Origin of the sequence: Pelosinus baikalensis (genome assembly GCF_020819555.1) — a bacterium.
Taxonomy (GTDB): Bacteria; Bacillota; Negativicutes; order DSM-13327; family DSM-13327; genus Pelosinus; species Pelosinus baikalensis.
Window position 1 is genome coordinate 25,012 of sequence record NZ_JAJHJB010000021.1, and the last position, 22,964, is coordinate 47,975.

General features: G+C 39.5%; 16 protein-coding genes. 2 read left to right on the forward strand and 14 right to left on the reverse strand.

The window, feature by feature from the left end; all coding sequences use genetic code 11:
* Nucleotides 1-249: 249 nt before the first annotated feature.
* The 3 genes from LMF89_RS14935 to LMF89_RS14945 all read right to left on the reverse strand — a co-directional run bounded on the left by LMF89_RS14935 (nucleotide 250) and on the right by LMF89_RS14945 (nucleotide 6,207).
* Nucleotides 250-1,140 (reverse strand): LysR family transcriptional regulator, encoded by an 891-nt coding sequence (locus LMF89_RS14935; protein WP_229535793.1) that lies wholly within the window; start codon nucleotides 1,138-1,140, stop codon nucleotides 250-252.
* A 387-nt stretch (nucleotides 1,141-1,527) separates the two neighbouring features.
* Nucleotides 1,528-3,864 carry an ATP-dependent DNA helicase gene (locus LMF89_RS14940; RefSeq protein ID WP_229535794.1) on the reverse strand — a complete coding sequence of 779 codons (2,337 nt, stop codon included), beginning with the start codon at nucleotides 3,862-3,864 and terminating at the stop codon, nucleotides 1,528-1,530.
* Nucleotides 3,865-5,301: 1,437 nt separating this feature from the next.
* Entirely contained in the window at nucleotides 5,302-6,207 is a 906-nt protein-coding gene (locus LMF89_RS14945; RefSeq protein ID WP_229535795.1) for a LysR family transcriptional regulator, read from the reverse strand.
* Between the two features lie 170 nt (nucleotides 6,208-6,377).
* On the opposite strand from LMF89_RS14945, the gene LMF89_RS14950 reads away from it, so the two are divergent.
* Nucleotides 6,378-7,277, forward strand: a complete 900-nt coding sequence (locus LMF89_RS14950; RefSeq protein WP_229535796.1) for a PhzF family isomerase — start codon at nucleotides 6,378-6,380, stop codon at nucleotides 7,275-7,277.
* A 181-nt stretch (nucleotides 7,278-7,458) separates the two neighbouring features.
* Here LMF89_RS14950 and LMF89_RS14955 read toward each other — a convergent pair whose 3' ends face one another.
* Together LMF89_RS14955 and LMF89_RS14960 are read right to left on the reverse strand one after the other, a co-directional pair.
* Nucleotides 7,459-8,226: a 4-hydroxy-tetrahydrodipicolinate reductase gene (locus LMF89_RS14955; RefSeq protein WP_229535797.1), complete on the reverse strand. Its 768-nt coding sequence runs from the start codon at nucleotides 8,224-8,226 to the stop codon at nucleotides 7,459-7,461.
* Nucleotides 8,227-8,571: 345 nt separating this feature from the next.
* A complete protein-coding gene (locus LMF89_RS14960; RefSeq protein ID WP_229535798.1) occupies nucleotides 8,572-10,245 on the reverse strand; it encodes a ribonuclease J in 1,674 nt (557 codons plus the stop codon).
* 412 nt (nucleotides 10,246-10,657) lie between these two features.
* On the opposite strand from LMF89_RS14960, the gene LMF89_RS14965 reads away from it, so the two are divergent.
* On the forward strand, nucleotides 10,658-12,109 hold the full coding sequence (locus LMF89_RS14965) for a SulP family inorganic anion transporter (protein WP_229535799.1): 1,452 nt from the start codon (nucleotides 10,658-10,660) through the stop codon (nucleotides 12,107-12,109).
* 49 nt (nucleotides 12,110-12,158) lie between these two features.
* On the opposite strand, the gene LMF89_RS14970 is transcribed toward LMF89_RS14965, so the two are convergent.
* The 9 genes from LMF89_RS14970 to LMF89_RS15010 form a co-directional block, all read right to left on the reverse strand.
* Nucleotides 12,159-12,584 carry a universal stress protein gene (locus LMF89_RS14970; protein WP_229535800.1) on the reverse strand — a complete coding sequence of 142 codons (426 nt, stop codon included), beginning with the start codon at nucleotides 12,582-12,584 and terminating at the stop codon, nucleotides 12,159-12,161.
* A gap of 332 nt (nucleotides 12,585-12,916) precedes the next feature.
* A complete protein-coding gene (locus tag LMF89_RS14975) occupies nucleotides 12,917-13,387 on the reverse strand; it encodes a Dps family protein (RefSeq protein WP_229535801.1) in 471 nt (156 codons plus the stop codon).
* 231 nt (nucleotides 13,388-13,618) lie between these two features.
* The gene (locus LMF89_RS14980) at nucleotides 13,619-14,335 is read right to left on the reverse strand and encodes an alpha/beta hydrolase (RefSeq protein WP_229535802.1); all 717 of its coding nucleotides are present in this window, start codon (nucleotides 14,333-14,335) and stop codon (nucleotides 13,619-13,621) included.
* 281 nt (nucleotides 14,336-14,616) lie between these two features.
* A complete protein-coding gene (glmS, locus tag LMF89_RS14985) occupies nucleotides 14,617-16,446 on the reverse strand; it encodes a glutamine--fructose-6-phosphate transaminase (isomerizing) (RefSeq protein WP_229535803.1) in 1,830 nt (609 codons plus the stop codon).
* 395 nt (nucleotides 16,447-16,841) lie between these two features.
* Nucleotides 16,842-18,185 (reverse strand): phosphoglucosamine mutase, encoded by a 1,344-nt coding sequence (gene glmM / locus LMF89_RS14990; RefSeq protein ID WP_229535804.1) that lies wholly within the window; start codon nucleotides 18,183-18,185, stop codon nucleotides 16,842-16,844.
* A 22-nt stretch (nucleotides 18,186-18,207) separates the two neighbouring features.
* Nucleotides 18,208-19,803: an NAD(P)/FAD-dependent oxidoreductase gene (locus LMF89_RS14995; RefSeq protein ID WP_229535805.1), complete on the reverse strand. Its 1,596-nt coding sequence runs from the start codon at nucleotides 19,801-19,803 to the stop codon at nucleotides 18,208-18,210.
* Nucleotides 19,804-19,836: 33 nt separating this feature from the next.
* Nucleotides 19,837-20,760, reverse strand: a complete 924-nt coding sequence (locus LMF89_RS15000) for a CdaR family protein (RefSeq protein ID WP_229535806.1) — start codon at nucleotides 20,758-20,760, stop codon at nucleotides 19,837-19,839.
* Entirely contained in the window at nucleotides 20,760-21,578 is an 819-nt protein-coding gene (cdaA, locus tag LMF89_RS15005) for a diadenylate cyclase CdaA (protein WP_007961606.1), read from the reverse strand. Before cdaA ends, LMF89_RS15000 begins: the two co-directional genes overlap by 1 nt.
* Before the next feature lie 160 nt (nucleotides 21,579-21,738).
* On the reverse strand, nucleotides 21,739-22,812 hold the full coding sequence (locus tag LMF89_RS15010; RefSeq protein ID WP_229535807.1) for a branched-chain amino acid aminotransferase: 1,074 nt from the start codon (nucleotides 22,810-22,812) through the stop codon (nucleotides 21,739-21,741).
* Between the last annotated feature and the right edge of the window lie 152 nt (nucleotides 22,813-22,964).

The window sequence follows — 22,964 nt, forward strand, 5'->3', positions numbered from 1 at the left end:
TAAACACCTAAAGATATCGGTAGTAAGCCTCACTCCCTTTTTGGGGATTTTCGTCGTTTTTATCACCCCTTCCTATTCATTTTTCATTCATGAAGCCTAGTTGTCAGTCTTTTGGAAATATTGAAAATCTTATGCTCAAGAACATTGTAATACGTAATTATAACTATAGTAAAATTGGATTAATCGTAATTTAAAATCTGATTTTGCGATATTTTTAAATTTTCTAATTATTTACAATAATAAAAATATTTAATTCTCATCCTTATTGAATAATGAATCAAGACACTTATTTAGTATGTTAATACCTTCTATTGAGCTGGATTTTGGATATTTTGCCTGAATTTTATAACAAATCCGCTCAGGTGGTGGATCAACTAATCGATAGTATGCAAATGGTCCCATTGCCACCATTTTTTGAGCAATGCATTGCGGAACTATTGCCCACGCCCCATCTTTATTCAGCAGCGAGACCAATAATTGTGCCGTATCTACCTGCAGAGATGGATACCCGTTTTTGTCTTTCCACCGTTGATACCAAGTATGCCAGGCCGGGTCTCCCTCAAAAAATATTTCGCTTTCCAGGTCCAGGCTCTCCGCATCAATAAACTCACTAGTATTTCTAAGCGGCATTTCTCTGCGCAGCACTACCCTTGGCTCCGAATAAAACTTTCGAACAATAATATTCCTCATTGGTAAATCCAACAAAGTGAAAGCCACATCTATTTCACCGCGGTCTACCTGTAAGTAAAGTTCCGTTGAGTTGTGGGTTTTAAGACGAACATTCAAGTCTTTCCCATATTTGCGTAAGGCTTGGTAAAGAGAGGGAAGAACATAAGTATGAATAGTATCTACCGCCCCGATAGACAGCATTATACTCTGGGTTTGAGATTGAATCCGCTTCGTATCTTGAACGAGATCCTCCCATCTTTTTGCAATCACTAGAAATTCCTTCCCCTGATCAGTTAACGTTAACGTTCTCATTCCACGTCCGCGATCAATCAAGATCATCCCTACTTCCCGTTCAAGTTCTGCAAGACGACCGCTAAGAGTTGACTGCGATATAAATAACGAGTTAGCGGCTTCAGTTAAGCTGCCGTGCCGTATAACGGCAAGAAATGCTTCTATCGTCACTGTATCCATTCTAGTACCCCCCAATTTTACATTTACTCCATATGATAGCATTATAATTTCAGTTTGCAATCCCCACCTCCTTGTCACTTGAAATGAAAACGGCCACAAATTCCTTTAAAACAAGAAAATTGCAGCCGTTTTCATTCCAATGGTATCAAGCCTTAAATAATATTGACTGTCTTTCATCTGTCTGATCAGCACGTATTGAGAAATTGATAGAAATTGGGCAGGAGTTCTACTTTTTTCACCGTTACCAATGATACGGTTCCCCCCGATTAATCTTAAATACGGTTCTATAAAAAACCCAATCCTACCCCCTAGTCACATTTTTTCAATAGAATCAACAGAACATCCCCTTGCCTAGACCTGTACCTCTTTATTCGAATTGTGAATCCTTTACTTATCCCAAAATGCTTGAATTAATGCATTGAGCTGGTTTACGTTTCGCACTTCCCTAGAATAACGCCAGTTTGCTGGAAATAGCTTTTTATAATAGTAATTGGAAAATCTCGCATCAATCAAAAGTACTACGCCTTTATCGTCTTCCGAACGAATCACACGCCCAGCTGCTTGTAACACTTTATTCATACCGGGATACATATACGCATATTCATATCCCAGTTCATTTTTCTTTTTAAAATGTTCCATTATAAGATTGCGCTCTATACATATCTGGGGAAGTCCCACTCCTATAATAGCAGTCCCCAACAGTTTATCACCTTTGAGGTCAATGCCTTCCGAAAAAATGCCCCCTAAAACACAGAAGCCAACTAACATACGATTACGATCTGGCTGGAACTGATCTAAGAAATTTTCCCGCTCTTCTTCCGACATGACATTGGTCTGTATCATGGTCTCGATTTCAGGGTACAACTCTGAAAAGACATGATGCACTTCCTGCATATAGTGATAGGATGGGAAAAAAATTAGATAATTCCCGGTTTTCTGATGGATCACCAAATGAATATAGTGAGCAATTTCATCATAACTACTTTCGCGATTTTTGAACTTTGTGGATATCTGATCGGCTACCAATAAACATAAATTCTCGGTCTTAAAGGGCGATGGGAACGCAATTTTTGCATCCGTTGCTTCACCACCCAATATTTCACAAAAATAATCCAACGGAGCCAAGGTCGCTGAGAAAAACACACTGGACTTGCCTCTCTTGACTGCTTCACCCAACAACTTGGATGGGTCAAGGCAAAACAGTTTCAGCGTAACCTCTGACGAGGATTTTTCTACGTACGTAATATAGTGATCATCATAGAACTCTACCATTTTCAAAAATATTAGTACATTAAAATAGAGTTCCAGCAATGCATCATAACCCTCTGTTTTATGATTGTCAGTTAATAAAGCAGGCGCTTTGTTAACAAACGTCCAAAGCAAAGGATAGATTTCCTCCGGTTGATGCAATTGTGTATAATAACCCTCTTCACTGCATTCCTTTCTCATTCCCAGCATAACCGTATTGATTTTACCCAGGGTCTTGCTAATACTATGGCCTTTATAGAGGTTCTTTACCTTCAAGAAAGAGCTTTTTGTTAGTTCTGCAGAAAACATTTCTCTTGCTCGATCCACCAAATTATGGGCTTCATCAATTAGAAAGGTATAATCACCCTGACTCGTCTGAAAAAATCGTTTTAAATATACTCTGGGATCAAAAACATAATTGTAATCACAAATAATGCAGTCGGCCCACATGGATAAGTCCAAGGAAAGCTCAAATGGACACACCATATACTTTCGCGAATAGGCTTCTATCACTTCCCGTGTAAATGCCCTCTCCTTCACAAATACATCTAGAATGACATCATTGACCCGATCATAATGCCCCTTGGCATATTCACAGTTGTCTGGGTTGCAGATGGTCTTTTCCTTAAAACAGATTTTATCTTTCGCAGTGATCGTAATCGATTTAAAGGCCAAACCACATCCCCGCATGGCATTCACTGCTTCTTCAGCCACTTGACGAGTGATGGTTTTGGCCGTCAAATAAAAAATCTTGCTCGTTTTATTCTCTCCTATAGCCTTGACGGCAGGAAACAAGGTAGAAATGGTTTTCCCAATCCCGGTGGGTGCTTGTACAAACAGTTTTTTGTTATCCGAAATGGTTTTATATACGGAAACCGCTAATTCACGCTGGCCTTGGCGGTATGCTGCAAAAGGAAATTTCAGATTTTTTATGGATGCATCTCGCAACAGATTCCATTCCTTGAGATGTCTCGCCCAAACTAAATAGGTATCCAGCAAGCCGTAAAAAAACGTTTGTAGCTCCTGCAAACTAACGGTTTCTCTTAATCTTTTTATTTCATCCGTATCAATATTGTAATACGTCAGTTGAATTACGAGCTGCTCTATATTGTTTTGCTCACCATAAATGAGTCCATAACATTTCGCCTGAGCCCAATGCAGCAGGTTAAAATTCTCATCAATCCGTTCCAAAGGAACAGCCGTTGTTTTGATTTCATCGATTACCACCTGCTGATCCTCGATAATGATCCCGTCCGCACGGCCTTCTACAAGAAATAAAAACTCTTTGTATTTCATTTCATATTTCAATTGGGCTTCTGCTAAATAATTCTCGCCACCAGCCTTTTGAAGCTTTTGGTGTATTCTGGTTCCTTCTACCGCTCTGCTAGTACCCACAAAGCGAGTATCAATATCACCCGAACGCAAGGTATACTCTACTAAGTTTTTTACTGATATGCGAACTACATCCGATGTCATGTAAGCTACCACCTCACTTCCTGTCCCATGTTTAAACCTTTAAAGTGTAAAATCCAATTTTAAAAGTGCTTTCCACTAATTCCACGCCAGTCAGCCTATCCCTTTAAATGTTTTAAGGAAAAATAACCCAGAAATTACAGACCCATAAAATTCCATGACTAGCACCCTTGATTTTCTTCATCTTTCTCAACTCATGTCTCTTTGTCCTCTTTCAAGACTTTACGATTAATCCAATCATCAATTTAAGACTTACACCGTTACCAATGATACGGTGCGTTCGTGCCCAACAGAATTTTAAAATCCCAGAAGCCACTTTGAAGGCTTCTGGGATTTTAAAATTGGTTTATTTATCGACCGTTAGTCAGGTAATTAATTACAAAACTCTCTACAAAAAACTTGTCCCCACAGCTAGTGCAAGTACAATGGCCAAGGAAACTAGAAATGGCTTCATCGGTGACGATAAGACACTACTAAATTCTCTGTCTTCTTTATGTTCATAGCAATATACACCTTAACAAGTTTTCATTATGATCAATCCTTTCTTATAATCATTCTCTCTTATCTAAAATCCCTACTCGGAGATTAAATGTGTTTGTTTGATTACTTTTATTATATGATGATAATGATTATCTGTAAAGTATTGTTATTTCATGCTTTGTTTTTTATTAAGTTGTCAAAAAAGTACCGTCCCCACTACCCCTCCATATCAGGGCATGAAAAGAAACACGGTGTCTCATGATCTTGATCTTGCATTTTTCAAATAAGTCAATTGCTAAAAAACTCAAGCATGAGCGAAATTCTCCCATGACTCTATCTAAATAGCCGGAAAGGGTCAATGTTATTATAAGCGGAGGTTAAGTAACACGGCGCAGTGTTAATAACATTGACCCTTTCCCTCCATACAGCAAAGAATATCCTCCTAAAAAGAACGGCTCATTCTCTACCTTGCCTAACACAAAAATCGCCCTATCCTCAACACTCTTAGGATAGGGCGGTTATCATATTTTATTTTTTCTTTTGTTGAAACTTAGCTTTACCTGTTGCCGTTAAGTAGATAGCATATATTATAAAAACTAGACATAACCCAACTGATCCGTATTTTATTAATTCATACATATATTATTCCGCCTTTCGAAACTGAAAATTAAATTGAATTTAATATATAAAGTACTAAATTCGCAATTAGTATATAATATAATAATTTAAAATATTTTTCAACATAAATATCCCTCTTCGATCAAAATTATCCATTTATGTAGAACTTCACCAAAAAACCACCCCTCCCCTCAACACTCTGAGGATAGGGGCGGTTATCATTTTATTAATCACAGGTTTAGAGTGAGCTCATGGAGGTTATTTATTCTCTGGCACCATTAATTTAATTCCTACTGTTACAGGTGAAGTCCTTGTTGTCCTAACCTGAAGAAGTCAAGAAAGTCACTCATTGTGTTTTGTTGCTGATAACGTTTTATGCATTTCCTGTTCTATCAGTTTTATGAACTCTTTTAACAAAGGAGAAAGCCACTTATTTTTATGATAGATCAGTTGAGTACTAACTTTATCTTCTAAAGATAAATCAAGCTCAAAAAAACTTATTTGTCCAGACTGAATTTCACGTTGAACAGTGCTATAGGGCAAAATGCTAACTCCAGAGTTTATTACTATACTTTGTTTTATAGCTTCTATGCTTAGCGCTTCAATACTATTTTTTCTTGACTCTAAATAACCACCTAAGTATTTTTCAAATACATTCCGATAACTGCAATCATTTTTAGGATATATGAACACAAAGTTCTTATTTTTCAAATCATCTAATGAATGCAGATTTTGACCTAGTCCCACTATGCCCATTTTTTCTTCGACCAAATCTATCGCTACTAAATTAGCATTGTCATGCTGTCGCTGCATAACAAATAGCAAATCGATTTCTCCAGTTAATAACTTGTCAATTAGCTCAGACTTCTGACCTAAGACTTGAATTATCTTTATTTGAGGAAAAATTTGTTGAAACTGATTCATGATTGGCTGTAATCGATATAAGGCTACAGATTCCTGAGCACCTATTCTAATGGTACTTTCATTGACATTCTTTCCATTTTTCAATGTTTCAATTTTTTCATGTGCCTTTACTATGACATCAGCAATAGAAAGCAACTCATTACCTAATTCAGTTATTACGATATTTTTGCCTATTCTCTCAAACACTTTTCCATTCAATTCTTTTTCAATCGCTTGAATATGTATGGTTAACGTTGATTGAGAGTAACGTAATTCATCACTGGCTTTTGTAAAGCTTCCCAGCCGTGCAATTGTTTTTAATGTAACCAAATGCCTAATATCCATGATACACCTCATAAAATCACTTCAGAATCCTTGATCAATTTTCTCACAAGACATTCCCTATTACTATTTTCAATACTTACATTTAATAAATTGAATTTTACTTATGTCCAGTTTACCACTAATATAACAAGTAAGAAAAGCAAAATTACTAGCTTGAGGAGGCATAATTGATGAAAGTATATACAGTCTATCAAATCGATGCGTTTACATCTGAAAAATTTAGTGGGAATCCTGCTGGCGTAATCACAAGTGCACAAGGATTATCCGAACTTGATATGCAGCGTATAGCGCGAGAACTTAATAATTCTGAGACGGTTTTCATTTTTCCACCCGATGACGCAAGTCACGATGTGAAACTTAGATATTTTACGCCAACGACTGAAGTACCTTCGTGTGGGCACGCCACCATTGCAGCTCATTACGCTCGCTCCATAGAAAATCAACTCGGATCGGAAAGGGTCATTCAGAAAATAGGGATTGGTATTTTACCGATCGATATTGTAAAAAATAACAATTATACAATATGGATGACGCAAGGATCTATCGAATTTTCTGAGCCCCTTTCCACTAAAGATCGTGAACTCTTATTATCATCCCTCGGTCTAGCAGAAGAGGAAATAGACGAGCGCTGTCCAATTCAGATCGTTTCTACAGGACACTCAAAAGTAATGATTGGGATTAAATCCATAGCAACGCTTCATAATTTATCTCCTAATATGAGCATGTTAAGTAACTTAAGTAAATCCATTGGCTGTAATGGTTATTATGTCTTTACTTTTGCATCCCGCCCCAGTACTATTTTAACCCATGGCAGAATGTTTGCACCGGCTATTGGTATTTCCGAAGATCCCGTAACGGGAAATGCCATCGGCCCACTTGGAGCCTATCTCGTTAAGCACGGATTAGTTGAACATGACAACTCCTTGTTTTCGTTCACGGGGATTCAGGGAGAAGCTATTGGACGTGTTGGAACAGTAGATGTAAAGGTAAAAATAGAAAATGGTGAACCAACACAGGTTCAGATAGGTGGTACAGCCGTTATTGTATTTAAAACACAAGTAGAAATATAATTACTAAACAAAAGAAGTATCAGCATTACGCTCAAAGAACGTAAGAAAAAAGCCAACACAATGTTTCCTTGTCTTGGCTTTTTTTCAGCATATAGGCGGTTATTTCTTTTTTATGATCAAAACCTATCATCATACCACTCCCTGCTTCTCTTCTGAGCATGTCGAATTACATTTATGGAGTTTAATATACAGGAATATTTTGTCTGAACATCTCGGCAATGATCGTTTCCATGGTATACATTCCTGGAGGCTTTCCAATAAGAAATTTTATTGCAAAAATAGCCCCCTGACCAAAGGCTGCTCTGCTTATGCTTTCATGGGACAACCGTATGGTCTGATTTGGCATCCCGAAGATGATTTCATGACGGCCAACAATTCCGCCAACACGAATTGAATTTAAGTGTTCTTCTACATTGAGGCCAAGCGAGTTTGCAATTTTTTGTGCTGTTCCCGATACTTCTTTTTTGCCTTTAAAATGTTCCTCTACAATTTCTATATCGGCATGAGGAGCTATTTTCTGCAAAATCTGGGCCGCTACCATCAGCACATTAATCCCCAATGTTATATTGGGAGAATAAAGTACGGTCGTACACTGTGCAAAGGACTTCAACAGATCTAGTTCCTCCTGTTCATATTTTGAGATGGCAGATATAATTGTAATTCCCGCTTCCGCTGCTCTTTTATATAAATAAATCCCTGTAGAATCCGAAAAATCTATAAGAGCATCTACTGGTCTTTCTAAAAAAAAGTCTTCGCCAATGTCTTCACCAGTAAAAATCTCACCTGCATCAAACTCATATCCCAACAGTCGACTGGCATATTTATGATGATCATCGTGACTTTTACGCACTACCCACACTAGCGTGAATAGATTGTCATTCAAGAATTCGCTGGCGATAACTTTACCAGTTTTCCCAAAACCAAAAACACCAATCTTGATTTTCTCCATTATAAATCCTCCTTTAACTACAATTCTTTCTAAAAAGAAAAGATGAGGCCCGTTGTGCAGACTCCACCTATAACTTGCTTACAATATTCATTTCTATACGCTGAATTATTAACCAGCTTCATTCTTACTATAATCCATACATACTTAAAATACATTTTTCTCCTAACAATCTATCTTAAATGCAAAGTTGTTAGTTGTTTATATACTATATTATTTCACTAATAAAATCAAGATTTATTTTAACACACTCATGGCAGATGCAAGGCAAAAGGAGCCTGTCGATGACAGGCTCCTTTTGAAAGTTTGCAGCATAGATACTTACATCTACCTGCACAATAAATATTTTTATACTTCCATAATGATGGGTAAAATAATTGGACGCCGACGGGTCTTTTCATAAATAAATTTACCCAGTGCATCACGGATACTAGTCTTAATCGCAGCCCATTCAGTGACTTGACCGGCCTCACATTTATCTAAGGCCTGCTTAACCTGTTGCTTGGCTTCTCCCATTAAGGAGCCAGATTCACGTACATAGACAAAACCACGAGAAACCAGATCCGGTCCAGCTACAATGCCACCTGATCCTTTATCCATCGTAACGACAACAATAAGAACCCCATCCTGAGATAGCATTTGACGGTCACGAAGAACAATGTTACCAACATCACCTACACCCAACCCATCAACAAAAACCTTGCCTGCGGTTACTTTCCCAGCTAACTTTCCGGTTACCCCATCGACGCCTTGCTCAAATTCAAAAACCTGTCCATTTGTACCTATAAAGATATTCTCTTTCGGGATTCCCAGGTCTTGTGCAAGCTTACCATGAGTAATCAGCATTCGATGCTCTCCATGTACTGGGATTAAAAATTGAGGCCGAACCAGAGTTAACATTAACTTTAATTCTTCTTGGCTGGCGTGACCAGAAACATGAATCCCCATGGAACGTTCATGAATGACTTCTGCACCCAAACGTAATAAGGCATCAATCGTTTTCGATACTGACTTTTCGTTGCCAGGGATTGGTGTAGCAGAAATGATGATTGTATCACTTGGAGTAATCGCTACTTTTCGGTGATCGCTCAACGCCATTCGCGTCAATGCAGACATCGGTTCCCCTTGGCTGCCAGTCGTCAAAATTAAGATCTGGTTATCGGGATAGTTTTTTATCTCATCTATATCAATTATTGTTCCTTCAGGGACGAGTAAGTATTCAAGTTCTCTGGCAATGTTTATAACGTTTATCATACTGCGGCCGATAATTGCCACTTTTCGGCCATTCTTACAAGCAGAATTTATCGCCTGCTGGACACGCAATACGTTTGATGCAAAAGTTGCTAAAAGAATTCGACCTTTCGCACCGTTAAATGCCTCATCTAGAACAGCGCCAACGGTACGCTCCGATTTGGTAAAGCCGGGACGTTCCGCGTTGGTACTGTCTGACATTAAGACTAGTACACCTTCATTTCCGAGTTGCGCGAATTTAGGAAGATCAATTACTTTGCCATCTACTGGTGTATAATCAATTTTAAAGTCGCCTGTGTGAACAATCGTACCTACTGGCGTACGAAAATATATTCCTACAACATCAGGAATAGAATGATTTCCTTGAATAAACCCTACCTGAATACTGCCAAAGGTCAGTTCATCACCTGGTTTTATTGGAATCAAGGTATAATTCGCTACATTATTTTCTTTTAACCGAACTTCGGCTATGCCCATCGCCAGCCGCGTACCATACACTGGTACATCAATTTGTTTTAAGAAATAGGATAAGGATCCAATATGGTCCTCATGACCGTGGGTGATCACAACTGCCCGTATCTTATCCTGATTTTCAAGAAGATAAGTAATGTCGGGTATCACTAAGTCAATCCCTAACATTTCATCTTCGGGGAATGCTAAACCACAGTCAAGTACGACGATGTCATCGCCATAGCGAATCACTGTCATGTTTTTGCCGATTTCGCCGAGTCCACCTAGTGGAATGATGGCGAGCTTATTTTGTTTTTCCAAGAAAAATACCTCCATTATTTGAGTTTATATATTAATTTACATATTCACTAATAAGATGTTCCGCAAATCAACCACTGCCTAAAAGATGGATGATTTCATCTCAATGTTCACAAATCCAAATATCCGCTCATAACTATTGTTTATTATTATACTCTATGTTGCTTGAATATACAAGTTTTCACAGCAGTATCTATACCAGATATTTCCTTATGAATGTACAAATAAATAATCTACTAAATTCTTTATTTATATGTCTTCTGTATAGAATTTTCATTTTTTTATTTCTTTCAGAAAATACTATTAAATTGTATTCTGTAAGCAATCTATGTATAATGAATTCTATCAAACATCGGACACGGCTTTTCTGAAAGTGGAAAGCCATTATTATATCAAAACAGGAGGTTTTTTTCTATTGCAACTACAATTATATAAGTCTTGGTTTTCGAACACCCGCATGGATATTTTGGCAGGCATAACAGTAGCCTTTGCATTAATTCCTGAAGCCATTGCATTTTCCATTATTGCTGGGGTAAGTCCCATGACTGGTCTCTATGCTTCTTTTTGCATCGCTGTTGTTATTTCTATTGTTGGCGGAAGACCAGGCATGATATCCGCTGCTACAGGTGCTATGGCATTACTTATGGTAACGCTGGTGAAAGACCATGGTATAGAATACTTATTTGCCGCAACCATATTGGCAGGAATTTTACAATATGCCATGGGCATTCTAAAACTGGGACGCTTTATCACCTTTGTACCCCACTCTGTAATGACAGGATTTGTTAACTCTCTAGCTATACTGATTTTCTTAGCGCAGTTGCCCCATTTTATTGGACAGAACTGGGTCATGTACGCACTAGTAGCCTTTACACTGGCTATCATTTATCTTTTACCATTGATTACGAAAGCTGTTCCCTCTGCATTAGTAGCAATTATTATTGTATCCATGACCACGATTGGCTTAGGACTGCATGTGAATACTGTCGGGGACATGGGAACCATTACAAATTCGCTCCCCATCTTTCATTTACCTCAAGTATTATTTAGTACGGATACTCTCTTAATTATTTTTCCCTATTCACTGTCTCTTGCTCTCGTAGGCATCCTGGAATCACTTCTAACGGCAACGATCGTTGATGAAATGACAGATACCAAGAGTAATAAGAATAAAGAAATCCGCGGACAAGGTTTTGCAAATGTCATTGCAGGATTCTTTGGCGGCATGGCAGGCTGTGCGATGATTGGTCAATCCGTCATTAATGTGAAGTCTGGTGGTCGTACACGCTTATCCACTTTCGTAGCCGGCGTTTTCTTATTATTTTTAATTATTGTCTTGGGTAATGTGGTGAAACAAATTCCCATGGCTGCCCTCGTCGGGGTAATGATCATGGTTTCCATTGGGACATTTGATTGGGGTTCTTTGCAGAATATGAAAAAAATCCCCACTGGGGACGTTATCGTCATGCTTACTACTGTAGCAATTGTCGTGACCACTCATGATCTTTCGAAAGGTGTCATGGCTGGAGTTTTGTTGAGTGCCTTGATCTTTGCCTGGAGAGTGGCTGAGCTTCGCACGGTTGCTTCTATACAAATAGATGGCAGTAAATGTTACAACATTTCTGGTCAGATGTTTTTTGGTACTACCTCTGATTTTGCCAGCCAGTTCCGTTACAATGAAGACCCTAACGTCGTTATCATTGACTTTGCTAATTCGCACGTGTGGGATCATTCCGCTGTGAATGCCATTGCAAAAGTAATTCTCAAATACCAGCAACTCGACAAAAAAGTAACGATTATTGGTCTGAATGAAGAAAGTGAATTGCTTGTTGAAAGAATCGGGCTCTATGCTCCAAGCGGACACTAATAAGATAAAACTAAAACTCACTACTCCATTTTTTTGGGGTAGTGAGTTTTTATTTGATGATCATCACGGGGCATTTAGCTACATGAACAATTTGTTTACTCACGCTTCCTATAACAAATTCTTGCAATTTATTTAGTCCTCTACTTCCAACAATCAGCAGATCATAGCCTTCTGTTTCTGCCTTCTTAACGATTTCCTCCGCTGGATCACCAAGGCCAACTGCTAAATTATACGAAATTTTCTCTTGCTTAAAAAGACGTTCTGTTTGTATTATGGCCAGGCGTGCCTCTTTCTCAAGGAGTGATTGAATGTCAAAATTGGCTTGAATTAAACTGTTCTTTGATGGAATTTCTAGAGTGACGTGAAAAAGTGTGACAGTTACATTTCCCAACTGCAATGCAAACTCAACCGTCTTTTCCGCAGCACGGTGAGCATGCATAGAACCATCTATGGCTAACAGTATTTTCTTAAACAAACCCTATCAGCTCCCTAGTAACAACATATAATACCTCCAGCATTTTCACCCTTTAACAAAAATACTTTCAATAGCTTTTATTATATGATGAAAGTATATATATGTACATCTAATTTTCAGAAAAATAGAAATTTTACAAGAATCTCACTACAGCCCATCAATCAGAGCGTACGAATAAGAGGACAGACCGCTGGCGGGGTATGTGCCAGTTTTTCAGATACCATGACAGTGGCCTATCCTAAAAATTACTCCTTAGACTTTGTGAATTTACTTTTAAGCCTTTATTGTGGCGAATTACCTATCTGAGAACAATACCTTCGCTAACCGAACTATTAACATCTTGTTAAATAAGCATTAAAGAACCAGATATATTTTTCAAAAAAACAAATGCCTTCACCTAATAGTCCGCAATCATCATTGGCGTCTTTAATCATATTTTTAATTTTTTTTAGTAAGCTCACCATACAACAAAAGTCATCTATTATTATTTCAGCTACTCTTTGAGAACTTAAATTTGTATTGGGAAGTTCCCGTATTGTGGCAACTTCAAGATAATCTTGTGTTGAAGCTAGAGGTTGATAACCTAACATTTTAATCCTTTCAGCAACAGCATCAAATTTATCTGCAATTGCCTCATAGAGTATTTGTGTTTGTTCATGTAAGTCAAAAAAACCTATGCCTACCACATTCCAATGCATGTTATGGAGTTTCACAAACAGTATATTGAGATTTGCTAAATATATGTTTAGACCTTCAACTACCTCACAAACTTGTTCCTGATCGTGTATACAGTGTTTACTCATTGAGATAAAGCCTCCTTACTTTTTAGATAGTAACCTTTATAATATTCTATGTAAACAGTAAGAATTTTGCGACAGAGCAAAGCCATGTTATTATCCCCTTTCCCATACGCACCAAAACCGCCCCTACCCTCAAACGTTCTGAGGACAGGAGCGGTTCATAATATTCTACTGCTACGGACTTCGCCACGTTTCTTGGCTCATCTACGTCTCGCAGCGGTAAAAAGCACGAGGTCAGGACTTGACTTGAAAAATAGTATCTCCCAGCCACTGTCTAAAATATCGCAATTGTTCGTTCGTATGGAAATAATGTTCCCCATGTTCCAACACATGCAATTTGCAATGATAACGTTCAACAAAATCTGAGACTACATCAAACTCAGAAAGATTGTCATCTGAACCATAGAGAATCGCAGTTGGCTTATCCCATGTGTCGATAGGATTGGATTTTACATAGCAATAATAATCCCAGTAAAGTGTTTGTCCTATTGGCGTTTCAATCTCTTTTTCGACTTTTAATCTTTCCTCACCTACATTGAACCATGACATCATATTATTTATGATGCGCTCCATGTTTAATACAGGCGAAAGAAACAGACATTGTTCGAGTGGCAAATCCCGGTATGTAAGTAAGCTGAAATATGCCCCCATGCTACAAGCAAACAAGCTTATATTATTTGAAATAGTCCGTGCATAATCCATGATAGTAGTAAGGTCTCTAACACAGTTTTGAACTTTGCAAGCATAATCTTCATCTTTACGGTCTCCATGTTCAGGTAAGTCAAAACTCAGCACCTGATACCTTTTGGCAGTTGCTTCTTCTGCAAAGACTACAATCGCGTCATCATCCTTACTGGACATGTTTCCGTGAACAGCAATAAATAGTTTAGCCGATGGCTCTCCCCACAGAATTCCAGGAATACCTTGAATCATCAAATTCGTCTTTATCATTACGTTCCTCCCCCATAAAACATAGTGTTTGCCTTATTTGAGGTCTTTTTTATAAAACTTCACAATACGCTCTCTTATGTTATTGCGTGGATTATTAAGCACGTTTTGTTAAAGGACGTCGGCTGCTGAAACGTCCTGACATCTTCAGTACATTTTGCCCGCTGTGTCGTAGATCAGGATCGATACGTTCAAAATGGAATAAGGCGTTTGCTCACGTACTCAAAAGTAAAATATCACAAATAACGGGGAGTGAAATCACTCCCCGTTATTCAATAACTTTACTATTCTACTGTTACGCTCTTCGCCAAGTTTCTTGGTTTATCTACGTCGCAGCCGCGAGTTACGGCAGCGTAGTAGGCCAATAATTGGAGGGGAAGAACAGCGAGGATTGGTGCTAAGAATTTATCAGCTTGTGGGATGAAGATGGTATGATCCACATATTTCTTGATTTGCTCATCACCGCGCTGAGCGATGCCAATAACAACGGCATCACGAGCTTTGACTTCTTTGATGTTGCTGAGTGTTTTTTCGTATACATCATGTTGCGTAGCTAGAGCGATAACGGGTACGCCTTCAATAATGAGAGCTAACGTACCATGTTTTAATTCCCCAGCAGCATAGGCTTCTGCATGAATGTAGGAAATCTCTTTCAGCTTCAAAGCGCCTTCTAAGGCTACAGCATAATCTAAAGAACGACCAATGAAGAATACATCTTCATTAAAACCATATTTTTGTGCAAAAGTCTTAATGGATTCCACATCTTCTAATATTTCGTGCAATTGGGCTGGCAGATTACGCAAACCAGAGATTAGCTCACGACTGCGTTCTGGTGTAATGGTATCACGGAGTCCTGCAATATAAATCGCCAACATGCTCATGAGAACTAGTTGGGTCGTATATGCTTTTGTTGAAGCTACCGCAATTTCTGGACCTGCCCAAGTATAGATGACTTGATCAGCCTCACGGGAAATCGAAGATCCAACTACATTGGTAATAGCCAGTGTTTTAGCTCCAAGACGTTTTGCTTCTTTCAAAGCGGCTAAAGTGTCTAGTGTTTCACCGGATTGGCTCACCACAATTGCTAAGGTATTTTCATCCACTAGAGGTGAACGGTAGCGGAATTCAGAAGCTACGTCTACTTCTACAGGAATACGAGACAAGGATTCAAGATAATATTTGCCTACAAGACCAGCATTATAAGCAGTGCCGCAAGCTACAACCACTATTTTTTTGATCGCTGCCATTTCTTGTTTGGTCCATTTTAGTTCATCCAAGATGATATGACTATCATCTTTTGCTAAACGGCTGGACATGGTTTCTCGAATGGCTCTTGGCTGTTCATAGATTTCTTTGATCATGAAATGTTCATAGCCGCCTTTTTCAGCAGCTTCTGCATCCCAATGTACTTCAAATACTTTTTTGGTAATGGGGACCCCTTGACGATTCATAACCCATACAGAATCTTTGGTGACAACAGCCAATTCTCCGTCACTTAAGATATAGGTTCTGCGGGTGCGATTAATGATGGCTGGAATGTCAGATGCGATAAAATTCTCGCCTTCTCCTAAACCAATGACCAATGGATTGTCTTGTTTCGTGCAGATAATTTTATCTGGCTCATGTTTTGTCATAAATACTAAGGCATAGGAGCCTTCAATTTCTGATAATACTTGCTTTACTGCCGCTTCGAAATCACCTTTGTAATATTCTTCTACTAGATGAGCTACTACTTCCGTATCTGTCTCAGAAGCAAAAATATGACCTTTTGCAATGAGTTTTTCTTTTAAGTGCATGTAGTTTTCAATAATACCATTATGCACTACAACAAAATCTCCTGAGCAGTCCGTATGAGGATGGGAGTTTACATCAGAAGGACGACCATGAGTTGCCCAGCGAGTGTGCCCAATACCTAAGCTCCCAACAAGCTGGTTGCTTTCTAATTTCTTTTCTAAATTTGCTAAGCGACCTACACTTTTTTCTACATGAATCTGTGTTCCATCATATACAGCAATTCCTGCAGAATCATAACCCCGATATTCCAGTTTGCTTAAACCATCCATCAAAAATGTTGAGGCCTGTTCAGGGCCTATATAGCCAACGATACCACACATATGGTAATTCCTCCTAAATTTCAAATAAAATTCAAATCATTCTGTCAATCTGCCCCAGTCGCTTTGTCCTGCAAGTTACCTTACAGTTTTGTCGCTGTTTAGCGGCCGCAGAGTAGCCGAGAGGTATCCGCTGAATCGTCTCGATAAACCTCTTCCTCGTCAACTTTGCGTCAACATGCCCTTATACAGGCTGCCACCGAGATGTGGTACTATGTCACGCAAGCTCCAGCGCTATAATGATTACTTTTGGTTCTGATTTCTTGTAAAATGTAGTTTCCACCAATCTTCTTTGCTTTATCCATTTCTCACCCCCTATTAATATTATACATATGCAAAGGAGCACCATTGTGCTCCTTTGCATTTACATTGTAATATAAACAACGACTTTGGTCAACTCATCCTTGTTCTTTTTTTACCACAGCAGCGATGTCATGTACAATCTGCTCCAGCTCTGTCATACATGGACCTTCTGCCATGACACGAATTAATTGCTCTGTACCGGAAGGGCGGACTAAGATACGTCCATTTTCTCCTAGCTGGGCATTGCTTTTTTCGATGGAGCGAGTAATCGCCTCATTTTTTTCCCAGCCATCTTTACTTGCTACAGAAACATTCACCAGCAATTGGGGATAACGAGTCATAACACCTGCGAGTTCCGCCATGCTTTTACCGCTCTTTTTCAAAGCTGCAATCAATTGAAGAGCTGTTAATATACCATCCCCTGTTGTACTATGCTCGGCAAATATCACATGTCCTGATTGTTCTCCACCTAGCATGAATGATTTTTCCAGCATCGCTTCTAGTACATAACGGTCACCTACTGCTGTTACTTCGACTTTACCGCCTGCCTTTTTTATCGCTTGGTATAAGCCGATATTACTCATCACAGTAGCAACTAAAGTATTATCTTTTAGTTTGTTCGCCTTTAATTGATCTAGTGCACAAATGACCATCATTTGATCACCATCAACAATAACACCTTTTTCATCTACTGCCAGGCAGCGATCTGCATCACCATCATGGGCAATGCCAAAATCGGCTTTATGGTGGACTACAGCTTCTTGCAGTCCTTCCATGTGGGTAGAACCACAGTTAGCATTGATATTAATGCCTGTAGGTTTATTATTTATGGTAATGACCTTGGCACCTAGCCGTTCATATACGATCGGTCCTACTTCATAGGCTGCTCCATGAGCACAATCCACTACCATTTTTAATCCTGTGAAATCTACATCCACTGTATTTACTAAATAATCGATATATTCCTTTAGTAGATCATGGCGATGCAGTATGGTGCCAACTCCATCACCAACGGGGCGCTCCATGTCTTCTTTATAGGTAAATACCAGTTCTTCCAGTTCATCTTCTACAGCATCAGGCAATTTATAACCTGACCCTGCAAAGAATTTGATTCCGTTGTCAGGATATGGATTGTGAGATGCAGAAATAACAATCCCAGCTTGGGCATTGATTTTTCCTGCTAAATAGGCTACTGCCGGAGTGGGAACCACCCCTAATAATATTGCCTGCCCTCCTGCGGAGCAAATCCCAGCTGCTAATGCAGCTTCAAGCATATGTCCTGAAACCCGTGTATCACGACCAATCACCATGACCGGACTGGTATGATATTCTCTACCAAAATAGGTTGTTGCTGCCCAGCCTAATTTAAAAGCTAATTCTGGCGTTAACTGTGCATTGGCTACCCCACGTACGCCATCTGTTCCAAAAAGTCTACCCATATATTTTACGTTCCCCCTTTTCTTAGACCTTGCTCTTTTTTATTATCGAAATTGCGGAATTAATGCCGTCAAGTGCGGCACTCATGATACCACCAGCATAGCCGGCACCCTCCCCAATCGGATATAACCCTTTCGTATTTAACGACTGATAGTCACTGCCACGCAAGATTCGAACTGGAGCTGAGGTTCTCGTTTCTACCCCAATCATAACCACCTCCGGACTGGCAAAACCTTTAATTTTACGTTCAAAATCTGGCAATGCTTGTGCAAGGGTATTGGTTACAAAATCAGGCAAGCATTGGCGCAAGTCCGCTGCCTGTACTCCCGGCTTATAGCTAGGCTTCGTTGCAAAAGCGGTACTGCCAGTTGTCCCTGCAAGAAAATCACCTACAGTCTGCAAAGGAGCATGATAATTGCTGCCGCCACAGACAAAAGCCAATTGCTCATATTTACGCTGAAAATTGATACCGCCTAAGACTTCGCCACCAAAATCCTCCGGCGTTACATTGACCACCAAAGCGCTGTTAGCCACTCCTGAAGCCCTTTTGTACAAACTCATACCATTGGTCACCACTCCTCCAATTTCAGAGGAAGCAGCCACTACCAGACCGCCTGGACACATGCAAAAAGAATAGGCCGTACGACCAGTGTCTTTTGCATGATAGACAAGAGCATAATCCGCTGCCTTTAGCTGCGGATGTCCTGCCGATATGCCATATTGAGATGTATCAATCACTTCTTGGGGATGTTCAATTCGTACCCCCATGGAGAAGGCTTTTGCCTCCATGGCCACTCCTTGCTTGTGCAGCATCTCATAGGTATCCCGAGCGCTGTGCCCAATAGCAAATAGGGCTGCGCAGCAGGGTATGTAAGTAGTCCCATTGACAACTATACCTTTTAGCTTTCCTTCTTTTACGTCAATATCGGTAACCTTGGATTCAAATTCCACTCGCCCACCTAAAGCAATAATCTCTTGCCTGATGGATTTTACGATTTCACGCAGTTTGTCTGTACCAATATGGGGCTTATGCAAATAGGCGATTTCTTCTGGTGCTCCGGCCTTAATCAAAATATCCAGAACTTGGCGCATGAGAGGATCATTGACGCGAGTGGTCAGCTTACCATCAGAAAAGGTACCTGCCCCCCCTTCGCCAAACTGCACATTGGAAATGGCATCAAATTGCCCCGTCTGCCAAAACATACTTACATCCCGGGTTCGCTGCTCAATATTTCGTCCCCGTTCTAATAAAATTGGCTTATAACCATGCTGCGCCAAGGTCAAGGCTGCCAGCATACCAGCAGGTCCAAAACCAATCACAACTGGGGGGTGTTCTAATGTATTCTGCCCTTGTACAATCACTTCTGGCACATATTCCTTGGCTACAGATATATCCTTATCACCTTTCAAATGCGACAGTACTTGGCCTTCGGGTATTGCAACCTTCACATCCAGAGTGTAAACAAAACTAATATTACTTTTTCGACGAGCGTCTAAAGCCCGACGTACAATGACCACCTCAAGCACAGCTTGGGGTGGTATTTTAAGCCTTTTTGCTGCCAACTTATTTAAAGATGTCTCATTGTCTAGCAGCACCCGCATATTAATGATCCGTAACAACGATTTTCGCTCCTTCGCATTGCCATATTTCTATCATTGCTGTTTGATTACAGTAATATTCACTTTTATAGTGTTTCTACTATAGGTAACGCCTTCTCGAACCTGCAGTTTTCCTTCCACTTCCACATCTTTATCAATTCCATCCAAGCTAATCGGTTCGGTATAAACTGCATCAATTTGGTCTATGATTTGGCGGTTACCGCTGACCTCTATTTTATTTGGGTTCGTAAGAATTTGCTTTAGCGCAACATCTTTTGCTAACTGTCCTGTGATATTCGGTTTAATATCAACAGTCTTTTTAACGACACTGGGGACAAAGAATAAAGAAACGTACATACTATTGGGCTTCATTTGCAGGCCTTCTCCTACGCCCTTACCATTGTGATCTAACAACTTCAAGGGAACCCCTAAAGTGAAATCCGCGCTTTTTCCTGCCACGTCTACATAGGCTACAGCTTTAGCCGCTGTCTCTAATAGACCTTTTGGTCCCACCACAACGACATTCTGAGAGCTGTAGGTTATTTTGTCTACGATGATATCAGCAGGTGGTGCACCACTTAATTTCACTTCCACGGGAACCTGCCGGCTGACAATACTGTCTAAGTGAAAAGTAATAGGATCAGGGCTTACTTCCACCACTTCAATACTTGTGGGAATCGTGGTATGCACTTTGGCGGTATTAACGCCTTCTGATAAACCTTTTAAATCAACGTATGTCTTGATATCTTGTTTCGCAAGTCCGGCAATAATCGTCCTTGGCCCTCGTACTCTGATTCGAACCGAGTCAGGAACATCCACAGCTACAACGGTACTGGAAAGATTGCGTACTTCCAGAGGAATCTCCATATTAATTTCTACAGGAGGATTTTGTTCATTCATTACATAAACCCATAAAATAATTGCACAAATGAGCGCTATAATTTTTGCTGTCATATTTTTCTTTGGAAGTCTATCCATTATGAATACTGCCTCCAGTTCAAGAAGTTGCCGAAGGTGTGATTTTTACTGGTAAACAACGGACGTATTTTTTCTTTTAATGACTCTGCATCCAGATCTCGTACCAGTCTCCCACCTCGGGCTAGGGAAATAATTCCTGTTTCTTCACTCACAATCACCACTGCAGCATCTGACTGCTCCGTAATACCAATCGCGGCTCTGTGTCTTGTACCCAATTCTTTATTCAAACTTCGATCTTCCGTCAATGGCAGTAAACAGCCTGCTGCCATAATTCGACTTCCCCTTAAGATGGCTGCCCCATCATGCATAGGGGTATTAGGAATAAAAATATTAATTAAAAACTCATTGGAAACAAGACCATCTACTTTGATCCCGGTTTCAATATAATCACTAAGACCGGTTTCACGTTCTAGTACAATAAGAGCGCCAATTTTATTTTTAGCTAGCACAGCTACAGCTTTTCCTAGTTCATCTAATAGACTTTCTTGTTCCTGTTCATCCAAAAACACACTTTTCTTGAATAAATTTCCTCGACCTAATTGTTCTAAGGCACGTCTAAGCTCTGGCTGAAAAACAATCGGCAAGGCTACCAAAACAACTGTCATGGTTTTGTTCAGCAACCAATTAATTACATTAAGTCCCAGCCACTTACTGATAACTGTGGCAATTAAAAGCACAATCAGTCCTTTCAGTAAAGCCAGGGCTCTTGTGTCGCGGATCATGACATACAGCTTATACAAAACAAAAGCCACTATGACCATATCCAGAAGATCTAATAAACTAATCGTAGAGATAATTCCTTGAATTTGTAGCAACATACGCCAAACTCCTCATCATAATCGTAAGAATAATAACAATAAATATTAATTTATTCTACCCAATATTACGGAAAACCTTTAATATTTCCCCTTATAAATAAAAAAATAATACCTCAGGGTGTCAGAGGTATTATTTTGGACATTTTTTTTAATTTTTAATCTATAATTTGGTTACTTCGTCAACCCAGCCTAAGGTATCTTCCACTTTACCATATTGTATGTCTGTCACAGTATCAAATAACTTTTTGGCAAAGTCTCCTGTCTGATTCTGATTAATAATAATCTTTTTGCCTTTCCAGGACAATTCTCCAACAGGAGAAATCACAGCTGCCGTTCCTGTACCAAAAACTTCTTCCAGCTGCCCCTTCTCGTGAGCTGCAAAGACTTCTTCCACCGAAATACGACGTTCTGAAACTTTTACACCCCATGCCTTCGCCAATTCTAATACGGTTCTTCTTGTCATGCCGCCTAAAATGCTGCCGACTAAATCAGGAGTAATCAATTCTCCGTTGATTTTGAAGAAAATATTCATGGTACCGACTTCTTCAATGTATTTGCGTTCTACAGCATCGAGCCACAATACTTGAGCAAAGCCCTCTTTTTTAGCTTCTTCTTGCGCTCTTAAGCTCAGCGCATAATTGGCAGGAGTTTTTGCTTCTCCTAAACCGCCTAACGTAGCACGTACATATTTGTCTTCCACTTTAATGCTTACAGGATTGAACCCTGCAGCATAGTAAGCACCTACTGGTGATAATAAGATAAATAATTTATAGGTATCCGATACTTTTACCCCTATATAAGGATCGGTAGCAATAATAAAAGGTCTGATATACAGGGCTGTACCTACTTTTGTTGGTACCCATGCTTTATCTACTTCAATTACCTTTTTTAAACCTTCGGTCACCACATCTATATCAATATTCGGAATACACAGAGCATCTGCAGAACGATTGAACCGTGCCAAATAATCTTTCGTGCGGAAAATAATAATCCGATCATCTTCCGTACGAAAGGCTTTCATTCCTTCGAAGATAGCTTGCCCATAATGAAAAACCATTGCCGCCGGTAAAACAGAATATTCATTATAAGGAATAACTGCCGGATTGTGCCACCCATTTTGAGGATCATAATCCATCGTAAACATATGATCGGTAAAATATTTGCCAAACCCTAGCTGTTCCTCAGGTGGCATTATCCCAAGTGTATTGCTTTTTGTAAATGCGATTTCAGTCATAGTAGAGTGCCTCCTTATCATTTAAGAAAAACGCTGGTAGTCCTTTTACCACAAAAACGCATAGGACTACCAGCATACTCTGCGCCTTTGCAGTTTCATTGAAGAAAGATCTCACAAACATCAACTTTTTAATGCAACAGGCAGACCCTTAG